The organism is Acetobacter sicerae (genome assembly GCF_011516765.1).
GTDB lineage: Bacteria > Pseudomonadota > Alphaproteobacteria > Acetobacterales > Acetobacteraceae > Acetobacter > Acetobacter sicerae.
Map to the genome: position 1 here is coordinate 55,337 of NZ_JAAABN010000005.1, position 20,362 is coordinate 75,698.

Below are 20,362 nucleotides of genomic sequence, written 5' to 3' on the forward strand. Positions count from 1 at the left end.
AGGTGAGATGACAGTCGGCGAAGGTATAACCCGCATAGACCTCTGGATTCTGGACCGGGTCTTTCAGCCGTTGGCGGATCGTCTACCGGAGCGGCTTCCTGCTTTCGAAGTGGGGATGAGCCTGCTGTTCGGCTCTCTCATGCTGTCGGGAGCGGCTACGGCGGCGATGATCTTTCTACTGGGCATGGACCCTTTCAGCGCCATGTTCGACATACTGATCTGGGTTCTCTGGGTGTCATTCTACCTCGGCGTAAACCGGGTCCGTTCGCTGGTTCGGCCCGGTTTCGTCAACCCCCTGCGGGCCATGTTCCTTGGTCTGCGCCCGATTTCTCTGGTGTTCCTGATCTACTCCGCCTGGCAGGGATCGACCGTGGACGCGCATTACGCTCTGGCGACATGGTTCAATACGCTGGCCAATGCGACGTTTACGATTGGGGTTTATCTGGCGTCGTGCAATGTCAAGCCGCCTGAGCAGCAGGCATCGGTCTGGCAGAGAGACTTCGTCGGCGCGCCAGATTAGGCGCCTGTTCCAGCGTAAGTTTTTAATAGAAAACAGAAGTTTCTGTGCGCCACTTTTATTCAGAAAGGCGGCGCACTCTGAAGCTTCTTATAACCGCAAGCCGACTTTCAGACATCCAGACGCAGACTTACTGGCTATTGCGTCGGTTCTGCAGAAGTAGTCGGGCCTGTTCCGTATCGGTGGCAATCTGCTGTTTCAGGGCGTCCAGACTCTCGAACTTCTTTTCCGGACGCAGCAGATCGTGGAGCGCGACGGAAATCGTCTGTCCGTAGAGATCTTCCGAGAAATCGAAAATATGGACTTCCATGCGGCTTTCGCTGCCATCGGCGATGGTGGGACGTCGGCCGATATTGGCCACTCCGTCGCGGGTCCGGCCATCGGGCAGTCGCACGGTCGTCGTGTAAACGCCGCGAGCCGGTTCAAGGTGACGGCCAAGGCGGACATTGGCGGTGGGAAAGCCCAGAAGGCGTCCCCGTTTATCGCCATGGCACACTTCCCCGCGAATCGACCACGGCCGCCCAAGCTCATTTGCCGCCCGCTCGGGATAACCGTCCTGCAGAAGACGACGGATGCGGGTTGAGGAATAAGGACCGTCGGCATCGGCAAGAGCGGGGACAAGGCTGACACCGATCCCCAGTTCGCTGGCGCGTTCCGCCAGAAAGCTGGTCGTGCCACCGCGTCGGTATCCGAAGGCGAAGTCATGTCCGCAGGCAATGTGCTTCACGCCGAGCGCATCATGCAGCACGTCGTCGATGAAACGCTCTGCGGGCATCCGGGAGAAGTCTTCGTCGAACGCAATCTGAAAGACATGCTGCACACCAAGCGCTGCCAGCGCTGCGAAACGCTCATCCGCCAGCGTCAGACGAAATGGTGGATCTTCCGGCCTGAACAGTTCGCGGGGATGCGGTTCGAACGTCACGACGGCGAGGGGCTTGTCGGGCTCACTCAGATGCAGGGTGTGCACCAGATGGGCATGTCCCAGATGAACGCCGTCAAAATTGCCGAGAGCCGCTGCTGCGCCACGTGCCTCGGAGGGAATGGAGCGCCAGTCCGTATACAGATGAGCCCGCATTACTGTGCCTTGCCGACAGGTTCCGGAAGGCTGAACAGGTCTGCGACCTCCTTCATGGAGTGAGCGACAGGATGAACCGTGCCGGCGATGGTGCCATCTTCCGGGCGCACCATCTGGCAGGTGCGCAGGCCTGCCGCGGCGGCCGCGTCCAGTTCGGCGACCACGTCCGACACAAACAGAACGTCTGAAGCAGCCCAGCCCATCTTCGCAAGAATCTGGCGATAGCTTTCCACGTCTTTCTTGCCGCCCATCTCCAGATCCAGAAAGGCGCTGAAGAGCGGCGTCAGGTCGCCGTCAGTCGTGTAGGTGTAAATCAGGCGCTGTGCGGGGGCCGATCCAGAGGAATAGACAGCCAGCGTCAGCCCGGCTTCGGACCAGGCGCGCAGGGCAGGCGGCACATCCGGAAAAAGATCGGCAATGAGTGCTCCGGAGGCATAGCCATCCGCCCATGCAATTCCCTGCAAAGCCTTGAGAGGTCCGACTTTCGCGTCCTCATCCATCCACGCCATCAACTGATCGAGCGGCTCACGATCCGGACCCAGTGCCCGGGTTTCCTCCAGTGCGGCGATGACGGCCGGGTCGTTGGCCCGCTCCCGGATCAGATCTGGGAGCGCCTTGCGGGCGTAAGGAAACAGAACCTTGTGCACGAAAGAGACGGGAAGAGTGGTGCCTTCAATATCGAGCAGGATGACGGTGGGTGTCGGAATGCTGTTCATGCGACCTGATTACGCGATCTGGGCGGGAAAGCGGAGAGCGATATCGTCGCCGGTATAATCCGCGATCCATCCTTCCTTGTGAGTAAAGATACGGAGCGCAACGACATCCGGTGTTTCCCCGGCGTCAAACCAGTGAGGAATTCCTGTCGGAACGGAGATCAGGTCGCCCTGAGTGCAGCCGACATCATAGACCTTGCCGTTGACATGCAGGACGAAGTGACCCTGTCCATGCACGAAAAAGCGCACTTCGTCTTCCGAATGGATATGCTCGGACAGAAACTTCTCGCGCAGCGCCGCCCGATTCGGGGTGTTGACGTCGATGCTGATGACATCAGCCGAGCCTGCGCCGGTTTCGCCCATCAGTCTGTCGAGATAGGGGCGATAGACACCCAGCACGACATCCTGCCCCGCGTCGCGTGCAGGAGGCTCGACATCGGTCCAGCGCTCAAACCGCACGTTGAGGGGGCTCAGTCGGGCGGCGATCGCCTCAGCGTCATGACTGGAGAATTCCGGCTGGCCGGGGCGGGTGTCATCATAAACCGTAAGACTGCTCATGATCAGGCTTCCTGAACCACAGCGCGAAGTTTCACCTGCTCCAGCTCGCAGGCAAGGAGAAATTCCAGTCCTTCCAGACGGGCGAGCGCCGTGTCCATGTCGGGACCCCAGACATACACGCCATGCCCGCGGATAATGTATCCGGCCTTCATGTCATTGAGGAACAGGGCCACGCTCCGCGAAAGACGGGCAATGTCCTGATCGTTCGGAAAGACGGGCACGGCAAGGCGGGTCTCGTGCGTTGTCTGACCTTCAAAGACCTTCAGGACTTCGTAATCGGCCAGATAAAGCTCCGGGTCAGCGGTCGCCATGGACAGCACCGTCGAGGCGACGGAATGTCCGTGCAGGACAGCGCCCGCATCTGGGAAATGCGCATAGATCTGGCAATGCAGGAGCGTCTCGGCGCTTGGACGGTCTTCCGGACGTATGGAGGTTCCATCGAGTCCAACCTCGATGACGCCCCGTCTGGTCAGAAAGCCTTTATGACCGCCGGAGCGTGTGACGGCGATCCTGCCATCGGCCAGCCGAATGCTGAGATTCCCCGCTGTCGCAGGCACCCAGCCGCGCTGGTCCATGCGACGACCCGCATGGATGATCTGTTCGACAGCCCTGTCCCATGCGGTATCGGAGGAGTCGGAGACCGCATGGGAGCGGTCTGTGTCGGTGACAAAACTCATCGTGTGACGAATCCCTGATGCGGGCCGCCGCCCAGGGCGACCGGATGTCAGTGGGTGTTGGGGCCGCTTGACGTCGTGGGACGCTGTTCCGTGGAGAAATTCGCGGGATTGGCTGGCGGCGGCGAGATGCGTCCGTCCGGTGTTGATGAAGGATGTTCCATGGACTCGTCGTCATCAAGATTCTTCTTGAAGGACTTGATGCCCTTGGCGAAATCACCCATCAGCGTACTGATTTTGCCGCTGCCGCCAAAGACGATCAGGACAACGGCCAGAACGATCAGCCAGTGCCAGATGCTGAAGCTACCCATTGTGTCGACTCCTCAACCTGAAGAAACCGCCGGGCAAGAGAGGCACGGACGGGTAAAGTTTCAGTTGGTGTTGCATGGACTTCAGGGGGAATAACCGCCTGAAACGCATATTGAAGCGTTGATACCATTATTACACGCCCCAGCGCTGGAAAGCCAATGGGGTTTTCATGTCTATTTCCTTACGAAATCCACCCGCCGGGCCGGGCGGGAAGAATGAAACCGTAGGTCGGATAGACCGTGCGCCCCATGGTGCCGGTCGGGCTCCACCATACCCGCACCCGTGTCCAGTCATTGCGCGGAGAGACATCGACCACGGGAACGGCGTGATCGACCCGTCCGGGATTCCAGTTCGCCTGATCGACGAGAATGGCGCGCGTGCCCCGTATGGAGCGGACCACCGAGACATGGCCGTCCGGCAGGCGGGAGGTCGAGCGGAATACAAGAACTGCGCCCGGCGTCGGGCGGGGAGCGCGGGCGTATTGTCCATCGGCGCTACGCCACCAGGACGCAGCCGCTCCTTTCAGGGCGATGGATGAATGTTCCCGCGCCCAGGGAGCGCACTGCAGGCGTCCATGCCAGCTTCTGCCGGTGCCACCGCCGCCACACCCGGCGAGCAGTAAGACAGGCAGGCAGCAGAGAACCTTCCGGAAGAAACGGTTGCTGAAAGGTAGTGGACGGGAGACGGGGGGCATCACAGACTGGCTTTCAGGGTCAGAATGCGGGTTTCGGCTTCATCGGGGTCCATCCCGAGCGCTCTGTCAGCGACATCGCGGGAAAAGCCTGCGCGGGCGAATGCGCCATAAAGACGGGCTTTCTTTTCGGAGTGATTGTCGTTGTCTTCGTCAGGCACCTCTTCCCGTTGAAAAGGGCCAGCCCTGCGTTTGCGGGCAAAAATGAGTGCAGCGGCAATCTCTGCGTCGCGGGCTGTTTCGTCCTGACCAAGCGTTTCATCGAGCGCCTGTTCACTGGTTGACGAATCGATACCCTTGGCGGCGAGCTGCGCCTGAACGGCCCGTCGTGAGCGACCGCTGCGGGTCAGGCGGGCCGCACGGGATTTGGCGAAGCCGTGATCGTTGACCGCACCCAGCGCGACCATGTCCTGCGCGATGGTCGTCGCCAGCGGCAGAAGACCATTCACCGTTTCCGTGACTGTGGAAGAGTCCTGTCCGTCCTCGACAGCCCTGCGCCCCCAGCGGGTGATCCGGCGTTCCAGGACGAGGGCGAGTCCTCTTTCCGTGGCGGCGAACCGCGCCAGATGAGCGAGAGCGGCTTCCCGTAGAGATCTCCGGTCGGGAGGCGGAGGAAGAGGGCGTGGCGCGCCGATATCCGGACGTCGTGACATGAAATTCACTCTATCATGACGGCAGAACGGATGTAACTTGCCGCGTCACAGGACTCCGATTCTCTGTCACGCATACTTGACGGGGAGGGGAAGCAGGCGTATGGCCCCGGCTCTTACGAAACGCGGGAGAGTTGTCCGTGCGCCCTGGGCGTCGGAGGATTTCGCCAGAACCGCGGTTCGGGTTCAATATAAAGGAGTCCCGGATATGGCCAAAAAAATCGTTGGCTACATCAAGCTTCAGATACCGGCAGGCAAGGCGAATCCGTCTCCGCCGGTTGGTCCCGCTCTTGGTCAGCGTGGCCTGAACATCATGGAATTCTGCAAGGCGTTCAACGCCAAGACGCAGGGCATGGAGCCCGGCATGCCGATTCCTGTGGTCATCACCGCGTATGCCGACCGCACGTTCAGCTTCATCACCAAGACGCCGCCGAACACCTACTTCCTGCTGAAGGCCGCCAAGGTTTCCAAGGGTAGCCAGACGGTCGGCAAGTCTGCCGCTGTCGGCAAGGTGACCATCGCGCAGCTGCGTGAGATCGCCGAGACGAAGCAGAAAGACATGAACGCCAACGACATTGATGGCGCCGTGCGTATGCTCATGGGTTCCGCCCGTTCGATGGGCCTGCAGGTTGTGGAGGGCTGAGATCATGGCAAAGAACAAGCGTCTGACCGCTGCCCGCGCTACTGTTGACAGCACGAAGCAGTATGCTCTCGATGAAGCTCTGGCTCTCGTGAAGAGCAATGCGAAAGCAAAGTTCGACGAGACGGTCGAGATCTCCCTGAACCTCGGCATTGACCCGCGTCACGCTGACCAGATGGTCCGTGGTCTGCTCTCCCTGCCGAACGGCACAGGCAAGACCCTGCGCGTCGGTGTGTTCGCCCGTGGTCCGAAGGCTGAGGAAGCCAAGGCTGCCGGCGCCGACGTGATCGGTGCGGAAGACCTGATGGAAAAGGTGCAGGCTGGCGAAATCAACTTCGACCGCTGCATTGCGACCCCCGACATGATGGGCCTCGTCGGTCGTCTCGGTAAGGTGCTCGGCCCGCGCGGCCTGATGCCGAACCCGAAGCTCGGCACCGTGACCATGGACGTCAAGGGCGCTGTCGAGGCTGCGAAGTCCGGTCAGGTCGAGTATCGCGCCGAGAAGGCCGGTATCATCCATGCCGGTATCGGCAAGGCTTCTTTCGATGCTGACAAGCTGGCTGAAAACATCCGCGCTTTCGTGGATGCCGTTCAGAAGGCTCGTCCGACCGGTGCGAAGGGAACCTACCTGAAGAAGGTGGCTCTTTCCTCGACCATGGGTCCGGGTGTGAGTGTTGAAGTCTCCGCTTTCGGCGGCTGACACAAAGAATGATCGTCGGGAAGTTCAGCTTCCCGGCTTTCCAGGGTGGCGCTCTCGCGCCATCTGATCCTGTCCAAGACCGGATGTGGCTCTGAGCCTTAATGCCCCTGTGGCGCGACCGGAAGACGAGGGTGCTGGTTTGTGGATTTCGATCTGCTCTCCGTGCGTATCGTGACATGGACAGGCGAACCGGATTGTCAGCTCCGCTGACGGTCCTTGGGTAACCGGCTCATCCTCCCTGAGTGGGTGGGCTAACACGGAGACGGGAAGTGAACCGTACGGAGAAGCGCGAATTTGTCGCCTCGCTCGCTGCCGTGTTCGCAGAGACGTCCATGGTGGTTGTCACCCGTAATGACGGGCTGACAGTTGCCGATGTGACTGACCTGCGTCGCAAGGTGCGTGCTGCGGGAGCGACTTATAAGGTCGCGAAGAACCGGCTGGCCACTCTCGCCCTGGATGGGACCCGATTCGATGGCATTGCGCCGCTGTTGAAGGGGCCGACCGCTTTGTCGTGGTCGGCTGATCCTGTCGCAGTGGCGAAAGTGATCGTCGAGTTCGCCAAGACCAATGAGAAACTGGTGCTGCTTGGTGGCGCCCTTGGAACCCAGACGCTTGACGTCAACGGGCTCAAGGCGCTGGCCGAGCTGCCGTCTCTGGACACGCTTCGTGCGCAGCTCGTGGGGCTCATCTCCACGCCGGCTACGCGTATCGCGGGTGTTCTCCAGGCGCCGGCAGGCCAGCTGGCTCGGGTCTTTGGTGCCTATGCCAAGACGGGCGAGGCGGACGCAGCCTGATGCGTCTCCCCGTAAGGGGAGAGAGAAAATGCGCATGACCCGTCTCTTTCGGGTTGTGCATCCGGAATCAGTATCTATATTAGGAAGACCATATCATGGCCGATCTGAACAAGCTTGTTGACGAGCTTTCCGCTCTTACAGTTCTCGAAGCTGCTGAGCTGTCAAAGCTTCTCGAAGAGAAGTGGGGCGTTTCCGCCGCCGCTCCGGTTGCTGTTGCAGCCGCTGCTCCGGGTGCTGCTGCAGCTCCGGCTGAAGAGAAGACCGAATTTGACGTGATCCTTGCTGCTGCTGGCGACAAGAAGATCAACGTGATCAAGGAAATCCGCACGATCACCGGTCTGGGTCTGAAGGAAGCCAAGGACCTTGTCGAAGGCGCTCCGAAGACCATCAAGGAAGGCGCCAGCAAGGACGAAGCCGAGAAGATCAAGAAGACTCTCGAAGAGAACGGCGCTAAGGTTGAGATTAAATAATTATCTCGATCTTCTGGCGGCACCTCTGCGTGCCGTCACTGTTTTGAGTTGGTTCTGGGCGGAGGCTGTCTACGGTCTCCGCCTGTTCGTCTGTAGTGACTCCCTGTAAGGGTAAATTGCTACGACGGTTCACGGATCAGGCGGCTTGTGCTGGGTTTCGGCGCAAATCGTGTGAAGTGTGCATTACAGGCCGGACCGTCTGGCCGCCCTCCTTCCCTGTCGGGAACGGGGTGGCCGGATGGTCCGACGGCAGGGACGAGGCAGGATAGACATGAACGCAATCACCAAATCGTTCACGGGGCGTAAAAGGATCCGCAAGAGTTTCGGGCGGATTCCCGAAGTTGCGCCGATGCCTAACCTCATCGATGTTCAGCGCGCCTCCTATGAGGCCTTTCTTCAGGCGAACGTATCGCCTGATGCGCGGACACAGACGGGGCTTCAGGAAGTATTCCGTTCCGTTTTTCCGATCAACGATTTCGCAGGACGTGGTCGTCTTGAGTTCGTTCAGTACGAATTCGAGGACCCGAAATATGACGTTGAGGAGTGCATCCAGCGCGGCCTGACATATGCGGCGCCGCTGAAGGTCATTCTCCGTCTGATCGTCTGGGACGTTGACGAGGACACGGGCTCCCGTTCGATCCGCGACATCAAGGAGCAGCCGGTTTACATGGGCGACATGCCCCTGATGACCGATAACGGCACCTTTATCGTCAATGGCACCGAGCGTGTGATCGTCAGTCAGATGCACCGTTCACCGGGCGTCTTCTTCGATCATGACAAGGGCAAGACCCACTCTTCCGGCAAGTATCTCTTCTCGGCCCGCGTTATTCCGTATCGTGGCTCCTGGCTCGACTTCGAATTCGACGCCAAGGACCTGATCTATGTCCGCATCGACCGCAAGCGCAAGCTGCCGGCGACGACGCTGCTTTATGCGCTCGAAGGCGCCAATTCCGAGGCTGCGCGCAAGAAGAAGGCGGAAGAGGGCGGTGACGTCGCCGCCATGGACATCGGCGGCATGGATTCCGACGAGATCCTTGACTACTTCTATGGCAAGGTCATCTTCCAGAAGACCGCCAAGGGCTGGGCGCGCGCCTTTGATCCGGAAGCCTTCAAGGGACAGAAGCTTCTGTCCGACCTGATCGACGCTGATAGCGGCGAAGTCGTTGCTGAAGCTGACACGAAGCTGACCGCCCGCGCCGTTCGCAAGATTGCGGAAACGACCAAGGAAGTGCTGGTCACTGAAGCTGACCTGCTCGGACGTTTCATCGCCCATGATATCGTCAACCCGAACACGGGTGAGATTTATGGTGAAGGCGGCGAAGAGCTGACGGAAGCCCGTCTGCTGGCGCTGGAAGAAGCCGGAATCACCGAGCTGCCGACCCTTGCGGTTGATCAGGCCAATGGTCCCTGGATCCGCAACACCATGACGGTGGACAAGAACAACTCCCGTGATGAGGCGCTGATCGACATCTATCGCGTCATGCGTCCGGGTGAGCCGCCGACGGCCGAAACGGCCGAGGCGATGTTCCGCAGCCTGTTCTTCGATCCCGACCGCTATGACCTGTCGTCTGTCGGTCGCGTGAAGATGAATATGCGTCTGGGTCTCGAGTGCCCTGACACGGTGCGCGTCCTTCGCAAGGAAGATATCCTGCGCGCCATGAAGGTCATGTGCGACCTGAAGGATGGCCGCGGCCAGATCGACGACATCGATAACCTCGGTAACCGTCGTGTCCGCTCCGTTGGCGAACTGATGGAAAACCAGTATCGCATCGGCCTGCTCCGTATGGAGCGCGCCATTCGCGAGCGCATGGGTTCTGTCGATATCGACACGGTCATGCCGCATGATCTGATCAACGCGAAACCGGCTGCTGCTGCAGTGCGTGAGTTCTTCGGTTCCTCACAGCTTTCGCAGTTCATGGACCAGACCAATCCGCTTTCGGAAGTCACGCACAAGCGTCGCCTTTCGGCGCTTGGCCCGGGCGGTCTGACCCGTGAGCGCGCAGGCTTCGAAGTCCGTGACGTTCATCCGACCCATTATGGCCGTATCTGCCCGATTGAGACGCCGGAAGGCCCGAACATCGGTCTGATCAACTCACTGGCGACCTATGCCAAGGTGAACAAGTACGGCTTCATCGAAACACCTTATCGTCTCGTGAAGGACGGCAAGCTTCAGGATGGCTGGAAGTACCTCTCCGCCATGGAAGAGGAACGTCTGGTCGTTGCTCAGGCTGACGCCAAGCAGGACAAGGACGGCACCCTGACCGGTGATCTCGTTTCGGTTCGCCGAAACGGTGACTTCCGTCAGGTTCTTCCGACTGACGTGACGGCATGTGACGTTTCCCCGAAGCAGCTTGTTTCCGTCGCCGCGGCGCTGATTCCGTTCCTTGAGAACGATGACGCCAACCGTGCGCTCATGGGATCGAACATGCAGCGTCAGGCTGTTCCTCTGGTGCGCTCTGATGCGCCACTGGTTGGAACGGGCATGGAAGCCGCTGTCGCCCATGACTCCGGTGCAACCATCGTCGCCCGCCGCAGCGGTGTGGTCGATCAGATCGACGGCGCCCGCATTGTGGTCCGTGTAACGGACTCAACCGGTGCGACGCAGGGCGTTGATACTTACCGTCTGCGGAAATATTCCCGCTCCAATCAGTCCACCTGCATCAATCAGCGTCCGCTGGTCCGCGTGGGTGATCAGGTTGCGGCTGGTGACATCATTGCCGATGGTCCGTCCACGGAGCTGGGTGAACTGGCTCTGGGCCGTAACGTGCTCGTCGCGTTCATGCCCTGGAACGGCTACAACTTCGAAGATTCCATCCTGATCTCCGAGCGTATCGCTCGCGACGACGTCTTTACCTCGATCCATATCGAGGAATTCGAAGTCATGGCGCGTGACACGAAGCTTGGTCAGGAAGAAATCACCCGCGACATTCCGAATGTCGGTGAAGAAGCCCTTCGCAACCTCGACGAGGCAGGTATCGTGTATGTCGGCGCCGAGGTGAACCCGGGCGACATTCTGATCGGTAAGGTCACGCCGAAGGGCGAAAGCCCGATGACGCCGGAAGAAAAGCTCCTCCGCGCCATCTTCGGTGAAAAGGCTTCGGACGTTCGTGACACGTCCCTGCGTCTGCCGCCTGGCACGACCGGCACGATCGTTGACGTCCGCGTCTTCTCCCGTCGCGGCGTCGACAAGGATGAGCGTGCGATGGCGATCGAACGCGCCGAGATCGAGCGTCTGGCGAAGGACCGTGATGACGAGCGCGCCATTCAGGAGCGTTCCTTCTACAACCGTCTGCGTGAGCGTCTGCTCGGTGAGACGGCTGGAACGGGCTTCAAGGGTCTGAAATCAGGCACGCCGATCACGGAAGAGGTTCTGGCCGAGATTCCGCGTGGCGCATGGCGCAACGTAAGCGTCGCGTCCGACTCTGTCACGGCTGAGCTGGAAACCCTGCGTCGTGAATTCGATGCGGCCATCCAGAAGATTCAGGCCCGTTTCGACAGCAAGGTCGAGAAGCTCCAGCGCGGTGATGAGCTGCCGCCGGGCGTGATGAAGATGGTCAAGGTCTTCGTCGCCGTGAAGCGTAAGCTTCAGCCGGGTGACAAGATGGCCGGTCGTCACGGAAACAAGGGTGTCGTCTCTCGCGTGGTGCCGGTTGAAGACATGCCGTTCCTTGAGGATGGCACTTCGGTCGATATCGTGCTGAACCCGCTCGGTGTGCCGTCACGAATGAACGTCGGGCAGATTCTCGAGACCCATCTGGGCTGGGCCTGCGCCAACATCGGTCGCCGCATTGGCGGTATGGTCGACGAGTATCAGCGTGATGGCGAAAAGAAGCAGGTTCTGCTGGAAGAGCTGAAAGACGTTTATGGTGATGAGGTCTTCAGGGCCGATATCGCCGACATGTCTCACGACCAGCTCGTCGAGCTTGCCAATAACCTGCGCAAGGGCGTGCCGATTGCGACGCCGGTGTTCGATGGTGCCTCGATCCCTGATATCGAGAACATGCTTGAGAAGGCAGGTGTCGATCGTTCCGGTCAGTCCCAGCTCATTGACGGTCGCACAGGCGAGCCGTTCGAGCGCAAGACGACGGTCGGTTACATCTACATGCTCAAGCTGCATCACCTTGTCGACGACAAGATCCATGCCCGTTCGATCGGTCCATACTCGCTTGTCACGCAGCAGCCGCTGGGTGGTAAGGCGCAGTTCGGTGGCCAGCGCTTCGGTGAGATGGAAGTCTGGGCGCTTGAGGCGTATGGCGCAGCCTACACGCTGCAGGAAATGCTCACGGTCAAGTCCGATGACGTCTCCGGTCGTACCAAGGTTTACGAATCCATCGTTCGTGAGCAGGACGACTTCGAGGCCGGTATCCCTGAGAGCTTCAACGTTCTCATCAAGGAACTGAAATCGCTTGGTCTGAATGTGGATCTGGAAAACAGTGGTGACTGATTTCCCATTTAATCTTGTCGAGGGGCTTCAGCCTCTCGACGCCGACCTGTTTTCAATGAAACGGAGCGCGGGGCAGAACGCCCGGCGTGACGCGGAGCGCGGCCGCGTGACACCCGTCCTGGAGGTTTTCGGCGCATGAATGAACTCATGAAAATCCTTGGCCAGACTGGTCAGGCAGCCACCTTCGACCAGATCAAGATCCAGCTTGCGTCCAGCGAGCAGATCCGGTCCTGGTCGTTTGGCGAGATCAAGAAGCCGGAGACGATCAACTATCGTACGTTCAAGCCGGAACGCGATGGTCTGTTCTGCGCGCGTATCTTTGGTCCGATCAAGGACTACGAGTGCCTGTGCGGTAAATACAAGCGCATGAAATTCCGCGGCATCGTCTGCGAAAAGTGCGGTGTTGAAGTCACGCTGGCGAAGGTCCGTCGTGAGCGGATGGGTCACATCCAGCTTGCAAGTCCGGTCGCGCATATCTGGTTCCTGAAGTCGCTGCCAAGCCGTATCGGCCTGATGGTCGACATGACGCTGAAAGATCTGGAAAAGGTTCTCTACTTCGAGAGCTATCTGGTTCTGGAGCCGGGCACGTCACCCCTGAAGCAGTTCAGCCTTCTGACGGAAGAGCAGTATCTCGACGTGCTCGATGAGCACGCGGAAGTCGGTATCGGCGCTGAGGCCATCAAGAAGCTGCTTGAGCGCATTGATTGCGACGCCGAGAAGGTCAAGCTCCGTCAGGAACTGAAGGAGACGACGTCCGAGGCCAAGCGCAAGAAGCTGGTCAAGCGTCTGAAGCTGATCGAAGCGTTCGCCGAGAGCGGCTGCAAGCCGGAGTGGATGATTCTGGACATCGTGCCAGTGATCCCGCCCGAGCTGCGTCCGTTGGTTCCGCTGGATGGCGGTCGTTTCGCGACGTCCGATCTGAACGATCTGTATCGCCGCGTCATCAACCGTAATAACCGTCTGAAGCGGCTCATGGAGCTGCGTGCGCCGGACATCATTGTCCGTAACGAAAAGCGCATGCTGCAGGAGTCTGTTGACGCCCTGTTCGACAACGGTCGTCGTGGACGCGCCATCACCGGCGCCAACAAGCGTCCGCTGAAGTCGCTGTCCGACATGCTGAAAGGCAAGCAGGGACGTTTCCGTCAGAACCTGCTCGGTAAGCGCGTCGACTATTCCGGTCGTTCGGTCATCGTGGTCGGACCTGAGCTGAAGCTGCATCAGTGCGGTCTGCCCAAGAAGATGGCGCTGGAGCTGTTCAAGCCATTCATCTACTCCAAGCTCGAGAAATACGGTCACGCCACCACCATCAAGGCTGCAAAGCGCATGGTGGAAAAGGAACGTCCGGAAGTCTGGGATATCCTTGAAGAGGTGATCCGCGAGCATCCCGTGATGCTGAACCGCGCGCCGACCCTGCATCGTCTTGGCATTCAGGCGTTCGAGCCGATCCTTGTCGAAGGTAAGGCCATCCAGCTTCATCCGCTGGTCTGCACCGCCTTCAACGCGGACTTCGACGGTGACCAGATGGCCGTTCATGTGCCGCTGTCGCTCGAAGCCCAGCTCGAAGCCCGTGTGCTGATGATGTCGACCAACAACATTCTCAGCCCGGCGAACGGCAAGCCGATCATCGTGCCGTCGCAGGATATCGTTCTTGGTCTCTACTATCTCAGCCTTGAGACACCGGAATTCGGGGCGACACTCGATCGCAATGAATATGACGAGAAGACCGGTGAGCTTCTCAAGAAAGGCGCTCCGTCTTTCGGCTCGATCAACGAAGTCGAATACGCCCTGTCGACAGGCGCTCTGAAGCTCCACGACAAGATTCGTATGCGTCTTGAGATGACCCGCGAAGACGGTAGTTCTTATGCGGAGAATGTTGTCACGACACCGGGGCGCGTGCTGATCGCCCAGATCCTGCCGAAAAGCAGCTCGGTGCCGTTCTCTCTGATCAACAAGCAGTTGACCAAGAAGAACGTGTCTGACGTGATTGACGCGGTCTATCGTCACTGTGGTCAGAAAGAAGCGGTGATCTTCTGTGACCGCATGATGTCGCTTGGTTTCCGCCACGCTGCGAAAGCCGGCATCTCCTTCGGCAAGGATGACATGATCATCCCGCACGAGAAGAAAGAGCTGGTTGACCGCACGTCCGCAGAGGTCAAGGAGTTCGAGCAGCAGTATCAGGATGGTCTGATCACGGCTGGCGAGCGCTATAACAAGGTGGTTGACGCCTGGTCGCGTTGCACGGACGAAGTGCAGGCTGCGATGACCAAGGAACTGTCGAGAGCAGAGATCGGCAAGCCGATCAACTCGGTCTGGATGATGAGCCACTCCGGTGCCCGTGGGTCGCCGGCACAGATGAAGCAGCTTGCCGGTATGCGTGGTCTCATGGCCAAGCCGTCGGGTGAGATTATCGAACAGCCGATCATCGCCAACTTTAAAGAAGGTCTGTCGGTTCTCGATTACTTCACCTCGACTCACGGCGCCCGTAAGGGCCTCGCCGACACGGCTCTGAAGACGGCCAACTCCGGTTATCTGACGCGTCGTCTGGTCGACGTGGCGCAGGACTGCATCATCGTCGAGAACGATTGCGGTACCGAGCGTGGCCTGACCATTCGTGCGGTTATGGATGGCGGCGAGGTTGTTTCCTCGCTTTCCGAACGGATCCTGGGCCGTACGCTGGCGGCTGACGTCGTGAACCCGACCACGGGTGAGGTCGTCTTCAAGCGGAATCATCTCGTTGAAGAGGCTGATGCCGAAATCATCGAGAAGTCCGCTGTCGAGACGGTTCTGATCCGCTCTGTTCTGACGTGTGACAGCCGCGTAGGCGTCTGCGGCCATTGCTACGGTCGTGACCTTGCCCGAGGCACACCGGTCAACATTGGTGAAGCTGTCGGCGTGATCGCCGCGCAGTCCATCGGTGAGCCGGGAACGCAGCTCACCATGCGTACCTTCCATATCGGTGGCGCGGCCCAGCGTGGCGCCGAGCAGTCGATGGTTGAAGCGTCGCGTGACGGCAAGGTGACCATCCGCAACCGCAACGTGGTGCAGAACTCGCAGAACGTGCCGATTGTCATGGCGCGTAACTGTGAAATCATCCTCGCGGACGAGAATGGTACGGAGCGTGCACGCTACCGTGTGCCTTACGGTGCGCGACTTCTGGTGGAAGACGGTCAGGCCGTCAGTCGTAACCAGAAGATGGCGGAGTGGGACCCGTACACCCTGCCGATCATCACCGAGAAGGCGGGAACCGTCGAATATCTCGACCTGATCGACTCCATCACGCTCGTCGAGCGTATGGATGAAGTGACGGGCCTGACTTCGAAAGTGGTCGTGGATTACAAGCAGGCTTCCAAGGGTGTCGATCTGCGTCCGCGTCTGCAGCTGAAGGACAGCAACAACAACGTCATCAAGCTGGATAACGGCAATGATGCGCGTTACTTCCTGTCGCCTGACTCGCTGCTCTCCGTTGAGAATGGCGCTCAGGTCCATGCGGGTGACGTGCTGGCGCGTATTCCGCGTGAAGGTTCCAAGACGCGTGACATTACCGGTGGTCTGCCGCGTGTTGCCGAACTGTTCGAGGCGCGTCGTCCGAAGGATCACGCCATCATCGCCGAGAACGAAGGTCGCGTGGAATTCGGCAAGGATTACAAGTCGAAGCGCCGTGTCATCGTGAAGAACGATGAGACAGGTGAAGAGACCGAATATCTGGTGCCGAAGGGCAAGCACGTTTCCGTTCAGGAAGGCGACTTTGTCCAGAAGGGCGATCCGCTGGTCGACGGTCCACGCGTGCCGCATGACATCCTGAAAGTCATGGGCGTCGAGGCGCTGTCCGATTATCTCGTGAACGAGATTCAGGATGTGTATCGACTGCAGGGCGTGAAAATCAACGACAAGCACATCGAGGTGATCGTTCGCCAGATGCTGCAGAAAGTTGAGGTTCTGGAGCCGGGTGACACCACCTTCCTGATCGGCGAGACGGTGGACCGCATCGAGTTCGAGGCGGAAAACACCAAGCGCATGAATGCGGGAGATCGTCCGGCTGTCGCGATGCCGGTGCTTCAGGGTATCACGAAGGCTTCGTTGCAGACGCAGTCCTTCATCTCCGCAGCGTCCTTCCAGGAGACGACGCGTGTGCTCACCGAGGCTGCTACGGCAGGCAAGGTGGATACGCTCAATGGCCTGAAAGAGAACGTCATCGTGGGCCGCCTGATCCCGGCAGGAACAGGCAGCGTGATGAACAAACTGCGTGCTGTTGCAGCGCGTCAGGATCGTCAGCGTCTTGAGCATGGAAATGAGGCTGCTGAGTAATCAGCAACTCTCACATCCTGCGATTAAGGAGAGGCCGGGCTTAGTCCCGGTCTTTCTTTTTTCTGAATACGCATCAGAAAACACCCAGTGCAGATAGCGCATGTCACGCTGGACTCTTTTCTATGGCGTGATGCCCGTTTTCTCTGGTCAAACAGGCGATTCCGGGTTATTAGGCGCGCAATTCGTTGCGTAACGACGCCAAAAGGCCGGTTCCAACGGGATGTTATTGTCAGCAGGCCGGGAAACTGATCCGAATCGCGTGAGTTTTCTTGACTCACATGGTTCCGGGGCCTAGGTTCCGCGACCTCAGCTTCATGCATTCCGGCTCACTGTCCGGGCAGGTTGTTGTCAAAGCAATTACAGCATGCGGTTCCATGTGCTCCCTGGCGAGTGCGTTAAGGCCGGATGTAAACATAGGCTTTCCGGATGCTGTATCCGGGGAGTGATTTTGGATGACAGTCGGCAACCGAAGTGAGGGTTCGCCGGCCGAACTGTGTAAGGATCGGGAAGGGCGCATGCCGACCATCAACCAGCTGATCGCCAAGGGGCGCGAGCCTGCGGCAAAGCGCAACAAGGTGCCGGCCCTGCAGGGCTGCCCGCAGAAGCGCGGCGTTTGCACTCGCGTTTATACAACCACTCCAAAGAAGCCGAACTCCGCGCTCCGTAAGGTCGCGAAAGTGCGTCTGACGAACGGTCATGAAGTGGTGAGCTATATTCCGGGTGAAGGTCATAACCTTCAGGAGCATAGCGTCGTCCTGATCCGTGGTGGTCGTGTGAAGGATCTTCCGGGTGTCCGTTACCACATCCTTCGCGGTGTGCTTGATACTCAGGGTATCGCAAAGCGCCGTCAGCGTCGTTCGCTCTATGGCGCTAAGCGTCCTAAGTAAGGGAATATCGAGGCATGAGTCGCCGTCACCGCGCTGTAAAGCGTGAGATCCTACCGGATCCGAAATTTGGAGACATCGTCATTACGCGCTTCATGAATGCGCTGATGTATGATGGCAAGAAGTCCACTGCAGAAGGCATCGTTTACGGTGCTCTCGATGTTCTGCATCGTCGTGGTGGCGCTTCGGCTGATCCCGTCGCCATGTTCCATGCGGCGCTGGACAACGTAAAGCCGGCCGTTGAGGTTCGTTCCCGTCGTGTCGGCGGTGCAACGTATCAGGTGCCCGTCGAGGTTCGCACCGATCGCCGTCAGGCTCTGGCCATTCGCTGGCTGATCGATGCGTCACGTAAGCGTGGTGAAAGCACGATGCAGGATCGTCTTTCCAATGAACTGATGGACGCCGTGAACAATCGTGGCGCCGCGGTCAAGAAGCGCGAAGATACGCACCGTATGGCGGAAGCCAACAAGGCTTTCAGCCACTACCGCTGGTAACAGGCGCTTTTTTTGTGTGCGTTGCAGTATCCCGGGTTGGGGGCTGCAACGGAAATTGCTAACAACCGCATCCCACCTGTCTGGTGGGTAACGGAGAGAAACGATGGCAAAGGCTAAATTCGAGCGTAATAAGCCGCATTGTAATATCGGCACCATTGGTCACGTTGACCATGGTAAGACGTCGCTCACCGCTGCGATCACGAAGACCCTGGCCAAGGCCGGTGGTGCTGAGTTCAAGGCATACGACATGATCGACGCTGCTCCTGAAGAGCGCGCTCGTGGCATCACCATCTCCACGGCTCACGTTGAGTACGAGACGGCGAAGCGTCACTATGCTCACGTCGACTGCCCGGGTCACGCTGACTATGTGAAGAACATGATCACCGGTGCTGCGCAGATGGACGGCGCGATTCTCGTCGTGTCCGCTGCTGATGGCCCGATGCCGCAGACCCGTGAGCACATTCTGCTCGCCCGTCAGGTTGGCGTTCCGGCTCTGGTCGTGTTCCTGAACAAGGTTGATCAGGTTGATGATCCGGAGCTGCTTGAGCTGGTCGAGATGGAAGTGCGTGAGCTTCTTTCTTCCTACCAGTTCCCGGGCGACGAAATTCCGGTGATCAAGGGTTCCGCTCTTGTCACTCTGGAAGATGGTGATCCGGAAGTTGGTGAAAACCGCGTCAAAGATCTGATGGACGCTGTTGATTCCTACATCCCGCAGCCGGAGCGTCCGGTTGACCGTCCGTTCCTGATGCCGATCGAAGACGTGTTCTCGATCTCCGGTCGTGGTACGGTTGTCACCGGCCGTGTCGAGCGTGGCGTTGTCAATACTGGTGACGAAGTTGAGATCGTTGGCATCCGTCCGACGACCAAGACGACCGTCACCGGCGTTGAAATGTTCCGCAAGCTGCTTGATCGTGGTGAGGCTGGTGACAACATCGGCGCTCTGCTGCGTGGCACGAAGCGTGAGGACGTCGAGCGTGGTCAGGTTCTGGCCAAGCCGGGCTCCATCACGCCGCACAAGAAGTTCAAGGCTGAGGCTTACATCCTCACCAAGGAAGAGGGTGGTCGTCACACGCCGTTCTTCACGAACTACCGTCCGCAGTTCTACTTCCGTACGACGGACGTCACTGGTGTGGTTCACCTGCCGGAAGGCACGGAAATGGTCATGCCGGGCGACAACATCGCTATGGATGTCGAGCTGATTGCTCCGATCGCCATGGATGAAGGTCTCCGTTTCGCTATCCGCGAAGGTGGCCGCACGGTTGGTGCAGGCGTGGTCGCTTCGATCACTGAGTAAGACGGGGCAGGTGCCCCATAGCCCTGAATTGGGCGGGCCCTGAACTGAGTACCCCCGGTCGGAGTGATCCGGCCGGGGTCTTACTTGGCGGCGGGATATCCCGGGCAGACCCTGACCGGATTAGAAAGTTGGACTGAAACAAGACGATGGACAACCAGAACATCCGCATTCGCCTAAAGGCGTACGATCATCGCGTGCTCGACAACAGCACGAAAGAGATCGTCAACACGGCGAAGCGTACGGGTGCGCGGGTTCGGGGTCCTATCCCGCTGCCGACGCATATCGAACGGTTCACCGTGAACCGCTCACCCCACGTGGATAAGAAAAGCCGCGAACAGTTCGAAATTCGGACTCACCGCAGGCTGCTCGACATTGTCGAGCCGACCCCGCAGACCGTGGACGCCCTCATGAAGCTCGACCTCGCCGCTGGCGTTGATGTCGAGATCAAACTCTAAGGTCCAGACGATGCGTACCGGATTGATCGCAAGAAAGCTGGGTATGACCCGGCTGTTTAAGGAAGATGGCACTCATGTGCCCGTCACTGTCCTGCATCTCGATGATGTGCAGGTGGTTGATGCCCGTACCGAAGAACGCGACGGTTACACCGCCGTGCAGCTCGGTCTTGGCAAGGCCAAGGTGAAGAATGTCACGAAGCCGAACCGCGGCCATTATGCCCGCGTGAAGGTCGAGCCGAAGAAGGCCGTGCGCGAATTCCGCGTTGCTGCCGACGCCGTTCTCGAGCCAGGCACCCGTATCCTCGCCTCCCACTTCGTGGTTGGCCAGAAGGTGGATGTCACAGGCACGAGCAAGGGTAAGGGGTTTGCCGGTGCGATGAAGCGCTGGAACTTCGCCGGTCTCGAAGCTTCTCACGGTGTGTCCATCTCTCACCGTTCACATGGTTCTACTGGTAACCGTCAGGATCCCGGCAAGACCTTCAAGAACAAGAAGATGGCTGGTCACCTTGGTGATGAGCGCGTGACGACACTGAACCTGGAAGTGGCTGCGGTCGATCCGGAGAAGAATCTGGTCATGATTCGTGGTTCCATCCCGGGCGCGAAGAACGGACTGGTCATGGTCCGTGACGCGATCAAGAAGGCCCGTCATGCAGAGGCGCCATATCCGGCAGCCGTTGCGACGGCGGAGGGCTGAG

20 protein-coding genes are annotated in these 20,362 nt (G+C 59.2%); 13 read left to right on the forward strand and 7 right to left on the reverse strand.

What is annotated here, in order from left to right; all coding sequences use genetic code 11:
• Positions 1–7 precede the first annotated feature (7 nt).
• Positions 8–520 carry a hypothetical protein gene (locus GVI59_RS07115; protein WP_173573614.1) on the forward strand — a complete coding sequence of 171 codons (513 nt, stop codon included), beginning with the start codon at positions 8–10 and terminating at the stop codon, positions 518–520.
• A 127-nt stretch (positions 521–647) separates the two neighbouring features.
• Here the strand turns inward: GVI59_RS07115 and GVI59_RS07120 are convergent, their stop codons facing one another.
• The 7 genes from GVI59_RS07120 to GVI59_RS07150 all read right to left on the reverse strand — a co-directional run bounded on the left by GVI59_RS07120 (position 648) and on the right by GVI59_RS07150 (position 5,190).
• Complete coding sequence (locus GVI59_RS07120; RefSeq protein ID WP_173573615.1) at positions 648–1,592, reverse strand: bifunctional riboflavin kinase/FAD synthetase; 945 nt, start codon at positions 1,590–1,592, stop codon at positions 648–650.
• Entirely contained in the window at positions 1,592–2,308 is a 717-nt protein-coding gene (gene mtnC / locus GVI59_RS07125) for an acireductone synthase (protein WP_173573616.1), read from the reverse strand. Before mtnC ends, GVI59_RS07120 begins: the two co-directional genes overlap by 1 nt.
• A gap of 9 nt (positions 2,309–2,317) precedes the next feature.
• Entirely contained in the window at positions 2,318–2,863 is a 546-nt protein-coding gene (locus GVI59_RS07130; protein ID WP_173573617.1) for a 1,2-dihydroxy-3-keto-5-methylthiopentene dioxygenase, read from the reverse strand.
• A gap of 2 nt (positions 2,864–2,865) precedes the next feature.
• Complete coding sequence (locus tag GVI59_RS07135) at positions 2,866–3,540, reverse strand: methylthioribulose 1-phosphate dehydratase (RefSeq protein ID WP_173573618.1); 675 nt, start codon at positions 3,538–3,540, stop codon at positions 2,866–2,868.
• Positions 3,541–3,587: 47 nt separating this feature from the next.
• Positions 3,588–3,848: a twin-arginine translocase TatA/TatE family subunit gene (locus GVI59_RS07140; RefSeq protein WP_173573619.1), complete on the reverse strand. Its 261-nt coding sequence runs from the start codon at positions 3,846–3,848 to the stop codon at positions 3,588–3,590.
• A gap of 179 nt (positions 3,849–4,027) precedes the next feature.
• The gene (locus GVI59_RS07145; protein ID WP_173573620.1) at positions 4,028–4,540 is read right to left on the reverse strand and encodes a CHAP domain-containing protein; all 513 of its coding nucleotides are present in this window, start codon (positions 4,538–4,540) and stop codon (positions 4,028–4,030) included.
• Positions 4,540–5,190: a regulatory protein RecX gene (locus tag GVI59_RS07150; RefSeq protein WP_173573621.1), complete on the reverse strand. Its 651-nt coding sequence runs from the start codon at positions 5,188–5,190 to the stop codon at positions 4,540–4,542. The genes GVI59_RS07145 and GVI59_RS07150 overlap by 1 nt, the downstream gene beginning before the upstream one ends.
• A gap of 205 nt (positions 5,191–5,395) precedes the next feature.
• On the opposite strand from GVI59_RS07150, the gene rplK reads away from it, so the two are divergent.
• From rplK to rplC, 12 genes are all read left to right on the forward strand, one after another.
• The gene (rplK, locus tag GVI59_RS07155) at positions 5,396–5,830 is read left to right on the forward strand and encodes a 50S ribosomal protein L11 (protein ID WP_173573622.1); all 435 of its coding nucleotides are present in this window, start codon (positions 5,396–5,398) and stop codon (positions 5,828–5,830) included.
• A gap of 4 nt (positions 5,831–5,834) precedes the next feature.
• Positions 5,835–6,527 (forward strand): 50S ribosomal protein L1, encoded by a 693-nt coding sequence (gene rplA, locus GVI59_RS07160; protein ID WP_173573623.1) that lies wholly within the window; start codon positions 5,835–5,837, stop codon positions 6,525–6,527.
• Between the two features lie 269 nt (positions 6,528–6,796).
• Positions 6,797–7,321 carry a 50S ribosomal protein L10 gene (gene rplJ, locus GVI59_RS07165; RefSeq protein ID WP_173573624.1) on the forward strand — a complete coding sequence of 175 codons (525 nt, stop codon included), beginning with the start codon at positions 6,797–6,799 and terminating at the stop codon, positions 7,319–7,321.
• 95 nt (positions 7,322–7,416) lie between these two features.
• On the forward strand, positions 7,417–7,791 hold the full coding sequence (rplL, locus tag GVI59_RS07170) for a 50S ribosomal protein L7/L12 (protein ID WP_173573625.1): 375 nt from the start codon (positions 7,417–7,419) through the stop codon (positions 7,789–7,791).
• 271 nt (positions 7,792–8,062) lie between these two features.
• A complete protein-coding gene (gene rpoB / locus GVI59_RS07175; RefSeq protein WP_173573626.1) occupies positions 8,063–12,235 on the forward strand; it encodes a DNA-directed RNA polymerase subunit beta in 4,173 nt (1,390 codons plus the stop codon).
• Entirely contained in the window at positions 12,228–12,374 is a 147-nt protein-coding gene (locus GVI59_RS07180; RefSeq protein WP_173573574.1) for a hypothetical protein, read from the forward strand. The genes rpoB and GVI59_RS07180 overlap by 8 nt, the downstream gene beginning before the upstream one ends.
• On the forward strand, positions 12,371–16,540 hold the full coding sequence (gene rpoC, locus GVI59_RS07185; protein ID WP_173573627.1) for a DNA-directed RNA polymerase subunit beta': 4,170 nt from the start codon (positions 12,371–12,373) through the stop codon (positions 16,538–16,540). The genes GVI59_RS07180 and rpoC overlap by 4 nt, the downstream gene beginning before the upstream one ends.
• A gap of 515 nt (positions 16,541–17,055) precedes the next feature.
• Entirely contained in the window at positions 17,056–17,427 is a 372-nt protein-coding gene (rpsL, locus tag GVI59_RS07190) for a 30S ribosomal protein S12 (protein ID WP_010666058.1), read from the forward strand.
• Between the two features lie 14 nt (positions 17,428–17,441).
• Positions 17,442–17,918 carry a 30S ribosomal protein S7 gene (gene rpsG, locus GVI59_RS07195; RefSeq protein ID WP_173573628.1) on the forward strand — a complete coding sequence of 159 codons (477 nt, stop codon included), beginning with the start codon at positions 17,442–17,444 and terminating at the stop codon, positions 17,916–17,918.
• Positions 17,919–18,021: 103 nt separating this feature from the next.
• A complete protein-coding gene (tuf, locus tag GVI59_RS07200; protein WP_173573629.1) occupies positions 18,022–19,212 on the forward strand; it encodes an elongation factor Tu in 1,191 nt (396 codons plus the stop codon).
• 146 nt (positions 19,213–19,358) lie between these two features.
• Positions 19,359–19,667 (forward strand): 30S ribosomal protein S10, encoded by a 309-nt coding sequence (gene rpsJ / locus GVI59_RS07205; RefSeq protein ID WP_007282720.1) that lies wholly within the window; start codon positions 19,359–19,361, stop codon positions 19,665–19,667.
• A gap of 10 nt (positions 19,668–19,677) precedes the next feature.
• On the forward strand, positions 19,678–20,361 hold the full coding sequence (rplC, locus tag GVI59_RS07210) for a 50S ribosomal protein L3 (protein WP_026200129.1): 684 nt from the start codon (positions 19,678–19,680) through the stop codon (positions 20,359–20,361).
• Position 20,362 lies beyond the last annotated feature (1 nt).